Raw genomic sequence first — 17,831 nt, forward strand, 5'->3', positions numbered from 1 at the left:
GTCTCTACAATCAGTGCAATCAGCCTCAAAACCGTTGTCACTAACGTAAGTATCGTCGGTTCAACCGATGGTTTGACCTTTGAAGCCTTCATTGCTCGCCACCTGGTTCCGAAACTTTGGAAAGGAGCTTGTGTGATTATGGATAACTACTCGATACACAACCATGACACGATCAGAAAGCTGATTGAGGACGTGGGTGCTAAGTTGATTTATTTACCTCCCTATTCTCCAGACTTTTCACCGATAGAAAATTGCTTCTCAAAGATTTAAAAATATTTTGCGGACGATTGGGGCACGCAGCTATCCCGATCTCGCTAATGCCATTGAAGACGCTTTTTCTCAAGTATCTTTGGAAAACCTCAAAAATTGGTTCACTCACTGTTGCTACTACGCCTCACAAGAGTGAAAAATGCTATAGTTCTCAGGTGTAAATAGCGGAAGAAGCGGAAAAAGTCGGCATACAACATGCGTCAGATGGGGATGCCCTTCTGGGTAAGGTGATCACCGGTCGCTAGACCGCTCTCCGAAAAGCTTACCTATGGGGCGCGGCTGACTCGGTCAGATACAACACCTGGTTTGGCAAAGGAGCAGCGAATGCCTGATCGAACGCTCGCCAGCACGATCTCCACTACCGCCACAACGATAGCCCTCCCCGATCGAAAGAGATGCTTGCCTTCAGAACTCTCTCCAACCTGAAACTCCTTGAGAGACTGGGCAATTGCAGCCACTTCATCCGGCATCAGATCCGATCCCTGTTCCCAGGGAATCTCTACCAGGAATTTCGCATTCGATTCAAAATACAACCGCCATTCCAGCGACGATGGCATCCGTTCCTCCTTCCAACCCGAACTGCCCCTCAACCAGAGAGTAAAATGTTTTTGGAATCTTCCCATGGAAGATATGAAGATATTCAGTTAGCAGTCAAGTCTGCACTTACCTCGTGGGTAAGCATAACATGCCATTTTAAAAGGCTTGCCTTCCATTCATCACCGCAAGTACATAAGTCGTATAGCAGTTACTGAGCTGAGGATATACCCATAAGGCCTTGAAAACCTTACTATACAAAGCCTTAAAAAATAGCGTTGTACTTCACCGAGAACAGAAACACTATACTCGTGATCAAATATCTTTCCTGCAATTGCATGACTTTTCGGTTGATGCCAGTGGGTTTCAATGGGATTCATTCATCTCAGGTCAATGTTTGAACCACAGGGATCACTGGAGAGGACTGGAGTCTCAAGTCACCTGCTGACCATTCCCAAAAGCTTCGCCGATGGAGAGGCGTAGCCCATTGGCGAAATCCCAGCCAGTCTGAGGACGTTTGCCTGCGAGTTGGAGGGTTTGGAGTAACAAGTATCCCCCTCCGGCTTGTAGCACTGGCCCGAGCCCCTTCACGATGTTAATAATGCTGCCCAGGGGTGCCTTCCCACCCATCGCTACTAGCTCTGGTGAGAATTCCAGGAACGCCTCTGGGAGTTGGGATGCAAGGTCAATTGGCAGATCGGGGTGCCATGGTAGGGTTGCCAAAACCTTGACTGCCTGACCGCGAAATTCTGCCACACAATGGGGATAAAACCCTCGGATCTGGTTATGGAGATCCAGTGCTGTCCGAGACCAATCGAGTAAATAGTGTTGCTTTTGAAGCAACGGCGCATAGGTCGCCTGGGAGTTATCCTGGGGGATTGGGTTTAAGACTTGCGCCTTGAGCTGCAACAGAGTCGTTTCTAGGAGGCTAGCACTGAGGGTGGCGAGCTTCGCTGCCAGATCCTGAGCATTGTCCAGAAGCCCGATGGTCGTATAACCTTTCAAGAGCATTGGCCCAGTATCCATCCCAGCATCCATCTGCATCGTAGTCACCCCAGTGGTGGTGAGGCCATCATAAAGGCACCATTGGATCGGAGCAGCCCCGCGATACTGGGGTAGAAGCGAACCATGGGCGTTGATACAGCCGAGGCGGGGTAGATCCAAAATTTCCTGGGAAAGAATTTGACCATAGGCGACCACTACAAAGGCATCGACAGCGGTTTGGCGGAGATAGGTGAGGGTTTCCCGATCTTGCTTCAGGCGTTGGGGTTGCAGAACTGGTAAGTTATAGGTCACGGCTAAGGCTTTTACTGGGGAGGGGATGAGTTCAGTTCCTCGACCCCGGCGTTTATCTGGCTGCGTTACCACCGCCAAAACCTGAAAATCTGGATGCTTTAAACACATTTCCAGACTTGATAGTGCATAGGCAGGTGTCCCAAAAAAGATCAGGTTCATAGGTGCAGTGGAGTCGAAACGTTAAATTATACGAAAATCTACTGAAAATTCTCCAGATTGGGATTTGCGCTGGCTGTAGGGCTTGCTATAGATGGAAGCAGGAGCTTTGACAGCAGGTTCCTGATTGATTATCCCCGGTTTGCCGGAACGGCTTCTGCCATGTATCAAGAATCGGTGCAATTAGATCCCCTCAACAGTCCCCATCCAGTGCCATGGAATTGGGTCCTCGCCAATCAGTCTGAGGCCAGTACCTCTGGGTTGACTCGGCTGTGTTCTTACCGCAGTCCAGCCTTGATGTCTCCGGATAGTCAATATGCAGCCTACAGTCGTATTCAAATGCAGGCTCAGCCTAACTTTACCCAGAGTCGAGTCAATAGCCAACTGTGCCTTGAGCAGCTGAGATCGCGGGATGTCTTGACCCTAGAGCCAACCTCGCCGTTTACGGAGTATCCGGGGCAAAAGCATGTTCAGAATCAGCCAGGAACAGTGGTGATGATGATCCCCATCGCCTGGTCGGCAGCGGGCGATCGCCTGTTGGTGCGCACCTTTGCGGCTCGTTTTGGTTCCGATCTGGCCTCGGACTATGCAGTGATTTGGGAACGCTCAACCCACCGCACCCAAACCCTCTCCCCCACCCAGATTTACTATACCCATGCCATTCTCTTGGGGTGGAGCCGTCGCCATGCCGAGCGCGTCCTTTTTCAGGCTGGAATTCTCGGACAAACCGAATGGCCGCTATGGACAGTGGAGCCGAGTGGTCGGACGCTAGTTGCCTCGGGGGACCAACCCCAGGTGTTTGGGCAGGTGGTGGATCAGCTGTGGTTTGGCTCTCAACTCCAACCGTAATCAGGGAGAGGGCAAACCGGAAGTCCCAAACCCTCGCCAGGGGCTGACCTGAAGCACTCCTTTAGGGGTAAATACCACCTTAAACGGAGCTAGGGGTTCTTGGGAGGTTGCCGCCGTCGGATTCTGGGCCAAGGTGGGTAGGGGCGTCTCTTGCAGATAGTCCGTTGCGGCTGAATTAGTGGGTTCTAGATGGGCGATCGCCCCCGTTGAGGTAACATCTACCCGAAAGATCAGATCCGTCTGGAAGGAGGGACGAATCGTCCACGCTTGGTCAATTTGCTTGTAGAGCTGCTGATTCAGGGTAGCGAGTTGGGTCACATCCGTAATTTCACGACCAACCGGGGCGATCGCCGCAGCCTGGGTGTGACTGGACCAGGGATAAACCCTCTACTCCCGCTGTGGGGTGAAACACCACCTGAAATTGGGCGATCGCCTCCGAGGCAGGAGTCCCCCCCGGTTGGAGGCAGGGTGACGAGATTGAGGAGGGGGGTATGGTTGCGTCTGCGCTAATGCCGCCGCCGAAATGGGTTTGTAGCCAACAATTTCGCCCTTGGGATTCACACTCACTTGGTAGGTCAAGTCTTCCTGCAAATCCGCTGCTGGTTTCCACGCAGCTTGCAGCTTGGTTTGGAGTTGCTGCCCCAGGGTAGCCATCTGCTCAGGGTCAGTGATGGCAGGGACGTTGGCCGGGGTAGCAGTCCCAGTGGCGGTCGGCTGATTGGGCGTCGGCGTGGCAGAACTCTGAGGCTGGGGTGTCAACTGGGAAGGGCGTTGAACCTGGGGGATGGGCACCCAGAACAGGGCGATCGCCGCCAAAGTTAAGCTCGTCACTCCTACGGCAGCAGGCACGACCTGTTGGGTCATGGGTTGACGAGCCTGGGCAAACCGCTTGGGGACAGGTGTCAACTCCAGGGTCAAATCCGGCAAAGTTTGGGTGTCAGCCAAGAACTGATCCACCGCTTCCACCAAGTCAAATAACTGCACCGTCGTCAGGGTCAAAGGCTCTGGGGGGGTGTTTCTGCTGTTGCAGGCAGGACGGTGAGGCGGTGGGTATTGGGATCAATTTTTTTCTAATTGCACCAATCTCTGGGTGCGCAACTGGGGAGCGCGGATGCCGCTGAGAAACTCCTGGGCATAGAAACTCACCGTGCTGCTCAAACTCACGAGAAACTTCCCGCCCCCGTGCCAGGGGGTCTAGGTTGTCCAACCAGACGACATTCGGCATTCAATAATACCGACATCACCGGGCGGACATCCGTCCCATTCAGTCCGCCCCCTATATCAGCCAAGCCCTGCAAGATCAACGTGCAGTTGGGGAGGCTATATTGACGTTGAATGGTCATAGTACCTCTCCATCGAATAAGCTCACCCAGAACCGTTGGGTGCCAGCGGTTCCCGTACAGAACAGCAACTGCCCCAAGAGCCGCAGAGCCAGCTGGTTTAAGTTGTCCTCAGAATTCAGGGCAATAATCTCGGAACGCCGGGGATTCATTCGTTGATTGAAGTGTACCCGGAAGCGCTCTAGGTAGTCATACAACCGAAAGTGATGCTCCAGGGATAAGTCTTTTTTCACTCAATTGTTGATAGGCCAGTAGTAGCTGCCGAATCGAAACGGTTAACCGTCGTGCTAACTGGCAGCTAACCACCACCAGGGCTTGGGCCTCGACCAAAGACAATGTCCGTCGTTGGCTATAACGCCGGAGTGGGTTGGTGCAGCGCAACCGCCAGAGCATCACCCGATTTTTGATGATATCTTGCAGTTCCAGTTCCCGAATCATCGCCAGGATCGCCTCCGATCCCCCCAAATCCAAGGCTTCAATTGCTAACAAGATCAGATCAACTTGTACCCGCACTCGGCGAGGACAGTCATCCGCAGGCAGATTGAGTGTGGGTAAACTCTTGAGAGCCACGGGAATTACTGGAGGGGGTGGACTATTTACTACCATTACACTCACGGAAACATCAGACATGCCAACAGATTGGGAGAAAGAAACAGCAAGCAAGCAGACAGGGGGGAAAGATTCAGGGGAAAAGGGCTGTATCTAGGATGGACAGTTCTGCACAGAATCCGTTCAGGTGGATGAAAGATTCAGCAGCATTCTACCGAAATCAGGATTCCAGCCGTTGAAATTGCCAGGTTAAGCTAACACAATTCATAACGCTTTCCTGAATACCATCAAACCCCTAGCCATGAGTATAGGATACCCGCTGATACTTCATGTCCTGTCCACAGCCGAAGTGAGTCTGTGAATCAGTTCCTGGCTGTCTGCATCTGTTGACCCAAGACCTAAGGTTTTACAGAGGGTTTAGTGTAAGATTGCTGCGATATATAGCAATGACACCCTAGAGTATCACCCCTGAAGGGAATCGTCCTGATGGCGATGGTCATTGACCTCGCTGCTCCTCGGTCCCTAGACCGCTCTCAGAGCATCGCGGCAATCCTCGTCAGTCAAGCTCTTGTTTTGATCGTTTGACATCACTTACCGACGCTATGGATCTTAAGTCTTTCATTCGCGACATTCCAGACTTTCCCAAACCAGGGATTCTCTTTCGGGATGTCACCACGCTGTTGCGCCATCCCCAAGCTCTGCGTTACACCCTGGATACCCTGGCTGAAAAGGTTTCTGAACTCTCGATCGATTATGTTGTGGGCATTGAGTCGCGGGGATTTATCTTTGGTACCCCCCTGGCAGACAAACTCACAGCAGGCTTTGTGCCGGTGCGCAAACCAGGCAAACTCCCAGCCGCGATCTATGCGGCTGAGTATGCCCTGGAATATGGAACCGACCGATTAGAAATTCACCAGGATGCTTTTGAACCCGGTGCCCGGGTGCTGATTGTCGATGACCTGATTGCAACGGGGGGAACTGCCAAGGCAACGGCTCAACTGGTGCAACAGGCAGGAGGAGAACTGGTGGGTTTTGGCTTCATTGTAGAACTGGCAGGATTGGGAGGCCGCCAGCAGCTCCCATCCGTGCCCATTACGACTTTAGTCACCTATTGAGGCCCAGCCATGACCGGAGGGGGGCTGGAGCAACTGTACCATCGATGGCTGGCAAGGGGGCAAGGGGTACTGAGGCTGGCAACGGATGAAACCATTGTCTATGTGCTGAAGCGGCTGGCGCAAGCCCTGCTGACCCTACTGCTGGCCTCCGCCTTGAGCGTTTTTTATCATCCAACTGGCTCCAGGTGATTATCTCGATAGCCTCCGCCAGAACCCTAAAATTTCCCCTGAGAATCTAGAGCAGCTTCGCCAACAGTTCGGCTTAGATCGCCCTTGGTTAGAACAATATGGCCGGTGGTTGTGGCAGATTCTCCGTCATGGCAATTTTGGCAATAGTTTTGTTTATCAACGGTCTGTGGCCTCCCTGCTGTGGGAGCGAGTACCCGCCACCTTATTGATAGCGATCGCCTCCCTGGTGGTCACCTGGGCGATCGCCATTCCCCTAGGGATCGTCGGTGCCGTGAATCAAAATCGCTGGTGCGATCGCACCTTACAAGTGCTGAGTTATCTGGGGCAGGGGTTCCCCAGTTTTGTGACGGCACTGCTGCTCTTGTTCCTGGCTCAAAATCTGTCGCCTTTCCTTCCCGTGGGAGGGATGACGAGCCTCGACCATACAGATTTAACGCCTCTGGGACAAGCCTTGGACATTGGCTGGCACATGATTTTACCCGTATTGGCTCTTAGCATTACTAGCTTTGCGGGCTTACAGCGGATTACCCGGGGGGAGTTACTGGATGTGCTCCGGCAGGACTATATTCAGACCGCTAGAGCCAAAGGATTGCCGGAGCATCGTGTGATTTATGTCCATGCCCTCCGCAATGCGGTGAATCCCCTCGTCACCCTACTGGGGTTTGAGTTCGCCAGTCTCTTGAGTGGGGCGTTTATCACTGAATATTTCTTTAATTGGCCGGGACTAGGGCGGTTAATTTTGCAGGCGGTGACGGCTCAAGATCTGTATCTGGTGATGGCGAGCTTGACCATGGGGGCAGTGCTGTTAATTGTGGGTAACCTCCTCGCAGATTTACTGCTGAAGGCAGTGGATCCACGAATTCGTCTAGAGGATTTGAATTAGCTTGGATTCCTAGTAAACATGCCCACTGTGGGACTGATCTTCAGCCAGATAGGGGAGGTTGGGGATCGCCAGGATGACGGCCAACCCTATTCGTTAGGAATGAACAGCTGCCAGTAATACAACAGCATGGGCTGAGATTCCTTCTTCACGCCCTTCTGGGCCTAATTTCTCATTGGTGGTGGCTTTGATGCCCACCTGATGCGGATGAAGTCGCAAGACTTGGGCAAGGCGATCGCGCATCGCTGGGATGTGGGGCTTGAGTTTCGGTTGTTCTGCCACTACCACGGAGTCAATATTACCAATCTGCCAGCCCTGGGCATTTACCAGCTGATGCACCTGTTCTAGTAATTCCAAGCTATCAGCGCCTGCCCACTGAGGGTCACTAGGGGGAAAGTAATGGCCGATATCCCCCAAACTCAACGCGCCTAACATTGCATCCATAATTGCGTGGGTCAGCACATCGGCATCACTATGACCCAGGAGTCCCAGGGGATAGGGGATGGTGATACCCCCCAAAATCAGGGGACGATCAGGCACAAGACGGTGAATATCGTAGCCATTGCCAATGCGTATCGGATACATGCCTGAATCAGCCAAGTTACTGGAGGATATTTTACCGTCTCCAGTCCATTAGCAGGAGTGTTGAGGGCGCATGACACCTACTAGCATCTCTAAAGTGAAACCTGGGGGAAATTGATCCCGTTGTTCAACAAGGCCGCCTTTTTTAAACCGTCGAAAAACAACTAAAGTAAAGGAGAAGACCCAGCAGGCTTGTCTGAGCTTGCAAAGAAAGCGTTTTGGGATGATCGGAATGAATAGTGTTTTACCCCTCCTAGAATTTTCCCATTCCCACTGCATCGCGCTGTGTGCGGTTCTTGTTCCCTTTAACCTGTTAACAACGCTACAGACGTTGATTGTTGTAGGGCTGGGGCGCCGCGCCGCGATCGTGCGATCGGCAGTGGCGATCGCTACTCTGGGGGCACTGACGTTGATCTTGCATGTGTTGACGTGGTGGCTGGTCGGGGTCGTCATGGCTCCCACGTTTATTCTGCTGACGTTGGCGACGGTCTGCTTAAGCTTGAACTTGGTGGCGCTGTGCTATCCATGGTGGCTCTCCACTTTGCTTCGACAGGGCTGGGATGTGTTATGGCAGCGTTCTCCCTGGGGGCATACCTACGGTCACTAACGGTATTCCTTGACTCCCGACTCCTGACGTTTACCCTTGATTCCCCAGGCATACAGGATATAGTAAGTAGTTACTAGAGAAAGTGCCAGATAAAACCACGGGGGGTTCCTGGTGCCTCCTCTTACTCCCAGATTCCTCTGGGCTAAGTGATTCAGTGATGAGAATGCTACGGTCATCCGGGGGTGTCTAATGCACCAAAACCCTGATCAGTTGAGTGATAGCTCAGCAGCCCTATCACAACCGCTGCTGCGATCTACGGTTGAGCCTGCATCTGATCACCAGACCTTACACACCCATGCTCGATCGCTACAGGCACTGCACCAAATTTTGGAAGTCAGCCTGGGATCAAGCTCCTTAACCGTTGCATTGCAAGAAATTGTTGAAATTATTAGTCATACCACGGGCTTTCCAGTAGTTGCCATCGAACGCTATGACGAAGATCACCAGTTAATGATCTGTGAAGGCATGATTGGGATTCCCGCAGTGCTGGGGTGTCTAGCCGTTCCAGTTATGGATAGCTGGTCAGGAACCGTTGCCCGCACGGGTCAAGCAATCGTCCGAGTCTTTGACCCCGATGATACCCAGCCCTGGGATCGCCATGAACGCTTGCAGTCCCTGGCAATTCAAAGCTTTGTCTGTCTTCCCATTGCCGCCCAACAGCAGGTAATGGGGGTTTTAAGTCTGGCCCATCCCCATGGGGTGAGCATTGATGCCGATCTACTCCAGTGGGCGACCAGTTTAGCCAATCATATTGCCCTGCTGTTGCAGCGCCAGCAAGTGGAAACAGCCCTCCGCCAGCAGGCGGAGCGAGAGCATCTCGTGGGGATGATTGCCCAGCATATTCGTCAGTCCTTAAACCTCGACCAGATTCTCAACACCACGGTCACGGAGGTGAGAACCCTCCTGCAAGCCGATCGGGTTTTAATTTATCAGTTTCAGCCGGATTGGAGTGGCACCATCACCGTGGAATCCGTCAGCAATGATTGGATCTCAGTGCTGGGAGCGACCCTGCGCGATGCCTGTTTTACCGATAAATATGTGGAATCCTACGCCAAGGGACGGATTCAGGTCATTGAAGATATCTACACCGCTAATCTCCAATCCTGTTATGCGGAATTCTTGGCGTGTTTTCAGGTGCGGGCGAATTTGGTGGTGCCCATTCTTCGTGAGCAGCAGCTCTGGGGACTTTTACTGGTGCATCACTGTCGGGATGCGCGACGGTGGCAATTGGTGGAAGTCAACCTGGTACAACACTTGGCGACCCAGGTGGGTATTGCCATTCAACAGAGTCAGTTCTATGAACAAACCCTCCGGCAGGCTCAGCGAGAAAGTCTCCTGAATGAGATTGTGGAGGCGATTCGCAACAGCCTCGATCGCGACGAAATTTTGTACCAGACAGTGCAACGGGTGCTCACTGCCTTTGGGGGGAGTCGGAGTATAGTCGGGCTATGTTCCGAAACCGACACCTGGTTCGATCACACGATGACAGCGGTTGTCCCTGGGGTGCAAGATACCCACGGACAGCCAATCCCGATTGTGGGGAATCCCCATGCCCAGGCCGTCTTAGCCCAGGAAGACCCGATTGCAATTGACGATGTCTATACGTCACCAATCATGGCTCCGATCCTATCCCTGGCGCAGTCGCTAAAGATTCACGCCATTTTGGCGGTCTCGATCCGGTTTGAAGGCAAGGTCTGCGGCATTCTTTGCATTCAACAGTGCGATCGCCCCCGGACTTGGAGTGGCGACGAACAACTGCTCCTGAAGCAGGTGGCGGATCAATTGGCCGTTGCCATTCAGCAAGCAGAGTTATACCAGCAGGTGCAGCAACTGAATGTCACCCTGGAGCAGCAGGTGCTGGAACGCACCCGTCAACTCCAGCAGGCGTTAGATTTTGAAGCCTTCCTCAAAACCATTACAGATAAGGTGCGAGATAGTCTGGATGAGCGACAAATCCTGCAAACAGCCGTTCAGGAACTAGCCCTGGTTCTGGGTTTAGAGCGTTGTGAAGCCGCACTATACAACGATGATCACACCCTGGCGCAGATTCATTATGAGTATAAAGCCTGGTGGTTGCCCTCCTTGCTGGACACCCTGGTACCCCTGGATACCTTCCCTGAAATTTATCAACCCCTCTTAAAGGGTGAGTCCCTACAGTTCTGTGAGCTAGCAACGACTGAAACCACCTGGAGTGGCAAGCACTATACGGTGCTGTGTTGTCCCATTTTCGTCGATCGACGACAAGGACTGGATCGCACTGTCCAGGGAGATCTTTGGCTCTACCGCGTTCAAAACCAGGCTTTTGGGGAACTAGAAGTGCGGTTAGTCAAGCAAGTTGCCAATCAGTGCGCGATCGCCATGCGCCAAGCTCGCCTATATCAATCTGCCCAAGCCCAGGTACAGGAACTAGAAAAACTGCATCAACTCAAAGACGACTTTCTCAGCACCGTCTCCCACGAACTACGGACACCGATGTCTAACATTAAGTTAGCAGCAGACATGGTAGAGATGAGCTTGAAGAAGACGGATATAGCAGCAGCAGTGGCCAATAAAATCTGGCGCTACTTTGAAATTCTCCACGAGGAATGCCAGCGAGAGATTGGTTTAATCAATGACCTGCTGGATTTATCCCGTCTCGAAGCGGGGGTCGAACCCTTGATCTTGAAAACCATCCAACCCCATGCCTGGATTGCCCACATTGTCGAGTCTTTTCGAGAGCGAGCAGCCAGTCAGCAACAACAACTGATCATTCGCCTTCCTGCTAGCCTCCCTAACATCACAACCGATCTGTCGCTGTTAGAGCGAGTGGTTGTCGAGCTAATGAATAATGCCTGTAAATATACGCCTGCGGGGGGGCAGATTGTAGTCAGTGGCCAGCTAGAAACCCACGACTTGCAACTTCAGATCTGTAACTCTGGGGTTGAAATTGCTCCCCAAGAACTACCAAAGATTTTTGATAAGTTTTACCGCATTCCTAACAACGATCCCTGGAAGCACGGCGGTACTGGCTTAGGCTTAGCCCTGGTCAAACAGCTGGTGAATCATATTGGAGCAACGATTCAAGCTCAAAGTAGTGGTGGGCAAACCAGCTTCTTAATTCGGATCCCCAGGTTCCCTGCGGTTAGTGGAGATCCGACGGATACTGCCCTCACACCGTAGCAGCCACCTTGGCTTCGGGGGCGGCTAACCGTTCATAGGTCGCCCGCATTTTCAATCCGGCCAGCACCTGGAACAAGCCCGTGCCATTCGTAGAGCCAGGATACTCTCGGTGTTGCAGCAACAGATGGGTCAACTCCCCCTGATACTTGGCAGAGGTATTGCTCAAGTGGCTCTCGATGTAAATCACCTCTTCGAGATTATCAAACTGTCCATCGACTTCCAGCACCGAAACACTATGCCCATAATAGCTATCGGGGCCATAATACATCTTGATCCCAGGATAGGAGCAGGTTAGCTTGCGGCCACAAGGCGTCCAGTAAATGGTGGAGCCTTCATCGAAGAGATAGGCGGGTTCCAAGCCTTCCACCCCATCCCGTTGGATCATTCTCACCCGCAAAATTTTCCCCTGATCGTCCTTGAGTAGCTCCGTGGGCAGTACCTGAATCACGACATCTGCAAACTCTTTCTGAGGATCAATATAAGCCTTGAAGTCAGGGCGACGGGCATTGATGGCTGCGAGAACATCCTCATAGGTGTGACCCCGCTCTGACATGTCCCGCTGAATTTTCCAAGCGATCTTGACTTCATCGCTGATATCGAGGTAGACGCTAAAATCCAGCAGCTTCCGAACCCGCTCGTCGTATAGGGGATGCAACCCTTCCACCACAATGATGTGATTCGGCTCAATTTGCTCCGGCGGATCGATCATGCCGGTTTCGTGGTTGTAGATTGGCTTTAGGACGGAATGGCCGCTCTTCAAGGTCTTAATCTGCTCGTACATCAGATCAAAGTTATTCGCCCTCGGATCTAAGGCTGTAATCCCAGTTTCCTTGCGCTGCTTTCGATCCAGACAGTGGTAGTCGTCCAGACAGATCACCGTAATGAATTCTTCTCCAAACAGGTCTGCCAACCGACGCAGAAATGTGGATTTTCCACACCCAGAGTCTCCGGCAACGCCGATGATAACCACGCGGTCTGGCTTAATGGTCATAGGTTCCCTCTAACAACAAAAAAGTCCTTCACAATAAATCTTCAACAAGCTGGGGGTAGTTTTTCTCGGTCGCAGACCCCCACCGCTACCAACGCTGGGAATATTCAGGCGGTTTTGGTAAGTATTTAATACTACAATTCACCAATAAATTTTATCAGAACCAGATCCCTCCTTACAAGGCAGCCACCACAGCCGAAAAAATAGTCATAGTTCCTATGCTAAGGTCATTTGCATATTTTTAAAAAATAAAATTGACTTGAAGTTGACAGTCTCAGGTTCCGCCTCCTTGCTATGGTGATGTCAGCCTGGGACATTGCGATCGCCCAGGCAACGAATCCCTTTTGTGGTTTGTATGTACTAAATTCCTGGCGATCGTCGTCCTGTAGACGACCAGGATTTGGTTGCAATTGTTCTACAGTGTTCTGGATAGAGCTAGAAGGTGTGTGAGGAAAAGCCACCTTGTAGCAAAATGTTGAGTAAGGTAAGGTTTCGGAGTTAGTTATAGCAATGTACAATCCAAGCGCAGCTAACGGCGCTGCCAACACTGTATCTGGAAGCCGTGTCTTCCTTTACGAAGTGGTGGGTTTGCGTCAAAACATGGAATCTGACAGATTAAGCTACCCCATTCGTCGCAGTGGCAGTGTATTTTTCACCGTGCCTTACAACCGCATGGGTGAGATGGTGCAGCGGATTACCCGGTTGGGGGGCAAAATTATCGGTATCCGACCGTTGACAATGGAAGGAACTGGCAACGCCACCCCGGCAGCTAGTTCTCCAGCCAGCGAAGGGGCTCCCAAGAGCCAACCGCAACCTGCTGCCAAGGCGGAGCTAGAAATTCCGGTGAATATCTATCGCCCTAATAAACCCTATGTGGGTAAGTGCCTTTCAAACCAAGAAATGGTGCGGGAAGGAGGGGAAGGTACAGTGCGGCACTTGACGTTTGATCTTTCCGGTGGAGACTTGCGGTACCTCGAAGGCCAGAGCATTGGCATTATTCCCCCCGGAACCGATAGCAAGGGCAAACCCCAAAAACTGCGGCTTTATTCCATTGCCTCGACCCGCCATGGTGATCACCTTGACGACAAAACCGTCTCTCTGTGCGTCCGACGGTTGGAATATAAGCATCCTGAGACAGGTGAGCAGGTCTTTGGAGTGTGCTCAAGCTTTCTCTGCGGCCTGCAACCTGGGGATGATGTGAAGATCACAGGGCCAGTGGGTAAAGAGATGTTGCTCCCCAATGATCCAGAAGCCACCATTATCATGATGGCAACGGGAACTGGAATTGCCCCCTTCCGTGCTTTCCTATGGCGCATGTTTAAGGAAAACAATCCAGACTATCAGTTTAAGGGTCTTGCTTGGTTGTTCTTTGGGGTTGCCTATACTCCCAATGTTCTTTACAAGGATGAACTGGAGGAATTACAACGCCAGTTCCCGGATAACCTCCGTCTCACCTATGCCATCAGTCGTGAGCAGAAAAATGCTTCTGGTGGCAAGATGTACATCCAAGACCGGATTGCCGAAAATGCCGACGAACTATGGCAGTTGGTGCAGAAACCAAATACCCATACCTATATCTGCGGCTTGAAGGGCATGGAAGGAGGGATTGATGCTGGAATGTCTGCTGCTGCCTCTCAGTCTGGAGCCAACTGGTCAGAGTACCAGAAGATTCTGAAGAAGCAAGAACGCTGGCACGTTGAGACCTACTAACCCCCAGCTCATTGCCAATTCATCTCTGCTTGGTAGCGGTTGCCAGGAGCGTCTGAGGATGCTCCTGTTTTTTATGGGCAACTCTCTATTCGTTCATATTTCTCAGTGTCGCAACTGCCGAAGGAGACACCCGATTCAGATAGCGGAATATCCAATATTTGAAGACCGTGTCTAGGATCACGGGGAATGTAGCAATAAAAATAAAGATAAAGTCACGATTCTCTGGTAAACCCAGATGTTTAGCAGCACCTTCCAAAATAACTTCCCATCCATGGGTGGAGTGAAAGCCTACAAAAATATCCGTGAATAAAATAATGATAAAAGCTTTAGCACTGTCACTGAGACCATAGACAATTTCGTCGATAAAAGACTTGAGCGTTGCCACATCACGCTTGTTAAAAACAATAAAGGCACCAAAGGCAATCACCGAGGCAAGGTCGGAAAAGATGTTCTTCACAGCTCCCCCCCCCTGCTGCCGGAACTCTTGGGCAATTTCAGTGGCCTTGGCTGCGAGCTTGTCCTCCAACTCTTCAGGTGTCAGCTTTGGCAGTTGACCAATTAAACTGCGAAATTTCAAATCTGCTTCAAACTGCTGTAATTCCTCTAGTGCTTCGGCTTCCATCTGTTGATTTAAAAAGACCTCAACCTGCTGATCGGGGCGCAAGCGATCAACAATGGGGCCAGCAATTAGGGTTTTGGTGACAACCTGAGCCCCGATCGTGACTAAAATTAGGAACAGAATAAAGCGAATGGCAACAAAGGTTTTGGTTTGATCGGCACGGAAACTTTGAACCACCTCGGCCTCTGCTTTGGGGTCTAAGTTGCGTTGAATTCTCGAGAGGGTTCCTAAAATAGACCTGGGTAAAACTCCGGTTTGATCCGAAATACTTTCCGCACTCTCAAAGGCATCATCCACCGCAGACTTTCCGTTGCCTTTCCAGGAATTCTCTGTGTTGATGGTTTTGGGAATCAGCGCCAGGGATTTCGGAGACCTGGAAGGGGTGTACTTAGCAACCACACCATCAATGAACTGTAGTTTCTCTAAAACGATGGTGAACCCATCTTTGGTGTCGACCATCCGACCATGACTGTCAGGAGTATGACCATTTTGCCCTCGACCTGAACTAAAGAAACTGACAATGGGATGACTCAGCTTGAATTCTGCCAGTCGGACTTTGACAGTGGTTAAATGCTGTTGCAACTCTGTCTGAAAATAGGCTAGAACCGTCTCACTATGGGTTGCAGTATCCGCAGATATCTTTTGACTATGAAAGTGCTCATCCTCAATGGCTTTAATCATCAGAGCCGCTTCATATGCCTGGTCTAGGGAGCGGTCTGGAGTCTGTCGCAGCCATTGGTCTGCATGGCGAAGACTGCCACCAATTTGTCTCAAGAGTGATGGTTTCATGGTCAAAAAATGCTCGGTATCGAAGGAGAATTACGGTAAGAATACCCGAGGTTGAGTTTGGTTATCATTACCATAATTCTGGACAAACTTTATGCTAGGAAAACATAAGACTTTCTGGTATGTGGGATCGTAACAAATTATGCAAACACCTACTGGAGTTCCTCCTGCCACCTGGATTGTAGGTGGAACCCGAAGTGGCAAAACAACAGCGCTTGTGACAGCATTGAGCCACTGGCAGCCGCGCAATTGTCTGGATGCGACAGTTTTGGTGTTTGCAGCCAACAGTGATAATCGGGCCATCCTCCTAGAGCAATTGCTGAAAGCCACTGAAGGGGAATATCAAGTCCGCTCCACGACCCCCCTAGGGTTTTTTCAAGATGAGGTGATGTTGTTCTGGCCCCTGCTGCTGCAATCCTTGCAACTGACGGCGCAGTTTCCCCTGCCCTTGCGTCCGGAAAATGAGCAAGAGTTGGCAACTCGCCTGTGGCGATCGCAGCTAGACCAAGGGCAGTTGCGGCTAGAAGGGGTGGCTGAAAGCCGCTTAGTTCGTCGGACACTCGATCTGATGCAGTTGGCGGCTCTCAGTGGGGTTGAGATCGGTGATATTGCCAATCTTTTATCGACGGGATTCCTTGGACAGGAGGCGAGGGTGGGTGCTGACATGGGGGCAGCCCTCACCTGTTGGCGAGACTGGTGTTTGCAGCGAGGACTCCTAACCTATGGTCTGGTTGCCGATCTCTATGGCCATTATCTCTTGCCCCATCCTACGTACCAGCAACACTTGATACGGCGGTTTCAAGGGGTGTTGGCAGATGATGTGGACGAGTATCCGGCGATCGCCCGACAGCTCTTTGAATATTTTCTGGATCAGCAGGTTCCGATGGTTTTTACTTACAACCCAGAGGGGGCGGTACGCCTTGGGTTAGGAGCCGATCCTCACTACTTAGCAGCCCTAGCGGCACGGTGCCAGGTCATAGCTCTCACCCCGCGTCCCATGTCCAGCCTTGGCGATCAGGTCGGTCAGCTGCTCCTAGAGGCGCTAGGAGATTTTACCCCCCCGTGACGACACTCCCCTTAACTGTCCAGTCGATTCAGACTACCTCACGGGCACAACTGCTGCGACGGGTGGCGGCGGTGATCATCCAGGCGGTGCAGGCCCAAGAGGTTCAACCCCAGGAAATTGCCGTGATTGGCCCAGGTTTAGACGCGATCGCCCGATATACCCTGCGGGAAATTTTGACCCATGCCGGGATTCCAGTGATATCTTTGCAGGAACAGCGATCGCTAGCCAGTGTGCCGATGATTCGTGGGTTCCTCACCCTATTGGCGCTGGTATATCCGGGGTTGGGGCGCTTAGCAGACCGAGATAGCGTCGCCGAGATGCTAGTTGTGCTCAGCCCTGAGATTGACCCAGTCCGGGCGGGGCTACTGGCCGATCATTGTTTTCAGCCAGATTTAGAACTCCCGAGTCTGTTACCAGTAAGGGCTTTCCCCCGGTGGGATCGTCTGGGATATGCAGCGACTACTGCCTATGACACCTTAGTGGCATGGTTAGAAAATCAGCGGCAACAGTATCACCAACATCTGATCCCCACCCCTGTCGCCGTGCTGGATCGGGTTGTGCAGCTGCAATTAAGCAACAGGGGCACCCTATCTGCCGATCAAATGGCAGCACTCCGCGAGTTATTGGAAACTGCCCAACACTACTGGGAAGTTGATAGCCGCCTCCAACAGTGGGAGGTCAACCCATCAACCCCGACCCATAGGATTGCTGCCTTCATTCAGTTACTGCGCAATGGGACAGTGACAGCTAACCCCTACCCAGTCAGCCCCCTGGATGCTGGGCGAGGGGCTGTCACCCTGGCAACGGTGTTTCAGTACCGCTCGAGTCGAGTTGCCCATTCCTGGCAGTTTTGGCTGGATGCCGGATCTCAACGCTGGTTAACGGGCACCGATGCGCTGTTTGGCTCAGCCCTCTTCCTCCAAGAGCGTTTGGGTCAGCCCTGGACCGCGACAGAGGCTGAAGCTGCCTATCTCCAGCGGCTGCGACGGATTGTATTGGACTTACTGGGTCGGGCTGGTGAACAAATCTTCCTCTGCCATAGCGACCTAGCAACCAATGGGCAGGAGCAAACGGGACCCCTGTTACCCCTGGTGAATGTCTCCATGCCGATGGCGGTGGAGGGAACCCCTGCTTAG

13 protein-coding genes and 4 pseudogenes are annotated in these 17,831 nt (G+C 52.0%); 8 read left to right on the forward strand and 9 right to left on the reverse strand.

What is annotated here, in order from left to right; translation table 11 throughout:
• Window positions 1–270 (forward strand): transposase (locus tag DO97_RS10965; RefSeq protein ID WP_204368577.1); only part of this gene is annotated, 270 nt, incomplete at its 5' end.
• A gap of 266 nt (window positions 271–536) precedes the next feature.
• On the opposite strand, the gene DO97_RS10970 is transcribed toward DO97_RS10965, so the two are convergent.
• Both DO97_RS10970 and fmt read right to left on the reverse strand, forming a co-directional pair.
• Window positions 537–827, reverse strand: a complete 291-nt coding sequence (locus DO97_RS10970) for a hypothetical protein (protein WP_156120534.1) — start codon at window positions 825–827, stop codon at window positions 537–539.
• 409 nt (window positions 828–1,236) lie between these two features.
• Entirely contained in the window at window positions 1,237–2,259 is a 1,023-nt protein-coding gene (gene fmt / locus DO97_RS10975; RefSeq protein WP_036533336.1) for a methionyl-tRNA formyltransferase, read from the reverse strand.
• A 159-nt stretch (window positions 2,260–2,418) separates the two neighbouring features.
• Here fmt and DO97_RS10980 point away from each other — a divergent pair, with 159 nt between their 5' ends.
• On the forward strand, window positions 2,419–3,105 hold the full coding sequence (locus DO97_RS10980; protein WP_036533384.1) for a hypothetical protein: 687 nt from the start codon (window positions 2,419–2,421) through the stop codon (window positions 3,103–3,105).
• On the opposite strand, the gene DO97_RS23160 is transcribed toward DO97_RS10980, so the two are convergent.
• The 4 genes and pseudogenes from DO97_RS23160 to DO97_RS31115 all read right to left on the reverse strand — a co-directional run bounded on the left by DO97_RS23160 (window position 3,106) and on the right by DO97_RS31115 (window position 5,051).
• On the reverse strand, window positions 3,106–3,423 hold the full coding sequence (locus DO97_RS23160; protein ID WP_036533338.1) for a hypothetical protein: 318 nt from the start codon (window positions 3,421–3,423) through the stop codon (window positions 3,106–3,108).
• A 69-nt stretch (window positions 3,424–3,492) separates the two neighbouring features.
• A pseudogene (locus DO97_RS25070) lies at window positions 3,493–4,269 on the reverse strand (DUF4335 domain-containing protein).
• Window positions 4,266–4,448, reverse strand: coding sequence for a DUF4335 domain-containing protein (locus tag DO97_RS25075; RefSeq protein WP_052128638.1), 183 nt, complete (start codon window positions 4,446–4,448; stop codon window positions 4,266–4,268). The pseudogene DO97_RS25070 and the gene DO97_RS25075 overlap by 4 nt, the downstream one beginning before the upstream one ends.
• Window positions 4,445–5,051, reverse strand: a pseudogene (locus tag DO97_RS31115) (DUF3038 domain-containing protein). The gene DO97_RS25075 and the pseudogene DO97_RS31115 overlap by 4 nt, the downstream one beginning before the upstream one ends.
• Window positions 5,052–5,596: 545 nt before the next feature.
• Between DO97_RS31115 and DO97_RS11000 the strand changes: the two are divergent.
• Window positions 5,597–6,109, forward strand: a complete 513-nt coding sequence (locus tag DO97_RS11000) for an adenine phosphoribosyltransferase (protein ID WP_036533340.1) — start codon at window positions 5,597–5,599, stop codon at window positions 6,107–6,109.
• A 9-nt stretch (window positions 6,110–6,118) separates the two neighbouring features.
• Window positions 6,119–7,181, forward strand: a pseudogene (locus DO97_RS11005) (ABC transporter permease).
• Between the two features lie 93 nt (window positions 7,182–7,274).
• Here the strand turns inward: DO97_RS11005 and ispF are convergent.
• Window positions 7,275–7,763: a 2-C-methyl-D-erythritol 2,4-cyclodiphosphate synthase gene (ispF, locus tag DO97_RS11010; RefSeq protein WP_036533342.1), complete on the reverse strand. Its 489-nt coding sequence runs from the start codon at window positions 7,761–7,763 to the stop codon at window positions 7,275–7,277.
• A gap of 229 nt (window positions 7,764–7,992) precedes the next feature.
• Here ispF and DO97_RS11015 point away from each other — a divergent pair, with 229 nt between their 5' ends.
• Together DO97_RS11015 and DO97_RS21000 are read left to right on the forward strand one after the other, a co-directional pair.
• Window positions 7,993–8,367 (forward strand): hypothetical protein, encoded by a 375-nt coding sequence (locus DO97_RS11015; RefSeq protein WP_036533344.1) that lies wholly within the window; start codon window positions 7,993–7,995, stop codon window positions 8,365–8,367.
• A gap of 189 nt (window positions 8,368–8,556) precedes the next feature.
• Window positions 8,557–11,526 (forward strand): GAF domain-containing protein, encoded by a 2,970-nt coding sequence (locus DO97_RS21000; RefSeq protein WP_052128639.1) that lies wholly within the window; start codon window positions 8,557–8,559, stop codon window positions 11,524–11,526.
• On the opposite strand, the gene DO97_RS11025 is transcribed toward DO97_RS21000, so the two are convergent.
• Window positions 11,516–12,517 (reverse strand): phosphoribulokinase, encoded by a 1,002-nt coding sequence (locus DO97_RS11025; protein ID WP_036533346.1) that lies wholly within the window; start codon window positions 12,515–12,517, stop codon window positions 11,516–11,518. The genes DO97_RS21000 and DO97_RS11025 overlap by 11 nt on opposite strands.
• A gap of 507 nt (window positions 12,518–13,024) precedes the next feature.
• Between DO97_RS11025 and petH the strand changes: the two genes are divergently transcribed.
• Window positions 13,025–14,224 carry a ferredoxin--NADP reductase gene (gene petH / locus DO97_RS11030; protein WP_036533347.1) on the forward strand — a complete coding sequence of 400 codons (1,200 nt, stop codon included), beginning with the start codon at window positions 13,025–13,027 and terminating at the stop codon, window positions 14,222–14,224.
• A gap of 85 nt (window positions 14,225–14,309) precedes the next feature.
• Here the strand turns inward: petH and DO97_RS11035 are convergent, their stop codons facing one another.
• On the reverse strand, window positions 14,310–15,632 hold the full coding sequence (locus DO97_RS11035) for a proton extrusion protein PcxA (protein WP_036533348.1): 1,323 nt from the start codon (window positions 15,630–15,632) through the stop codon (window positions 14,310–14,312).
• Window positions 15,633–15,771: 139 nt separating this feature from the next.
• Here DO97_RS11035 and DO97_RS31120 point away from each other — a divergent pair.
• A pseudogene (locus tag DO97_RS31120) lies at window positions 15,772–17,831 on the forward strand (recombinase family protein).

Origin of the sequence: Neosynechococcus sphagnicola sy1 (genome assembly GCF_000775285.1) — a bacterium.
GTDB lineage: Bacteria > Cyanobacteriota > Cyanobacteriia > Neosynechococcales > Neosynechococcaceae > Neosynechococcus > Neosynechococcus sphagnicola.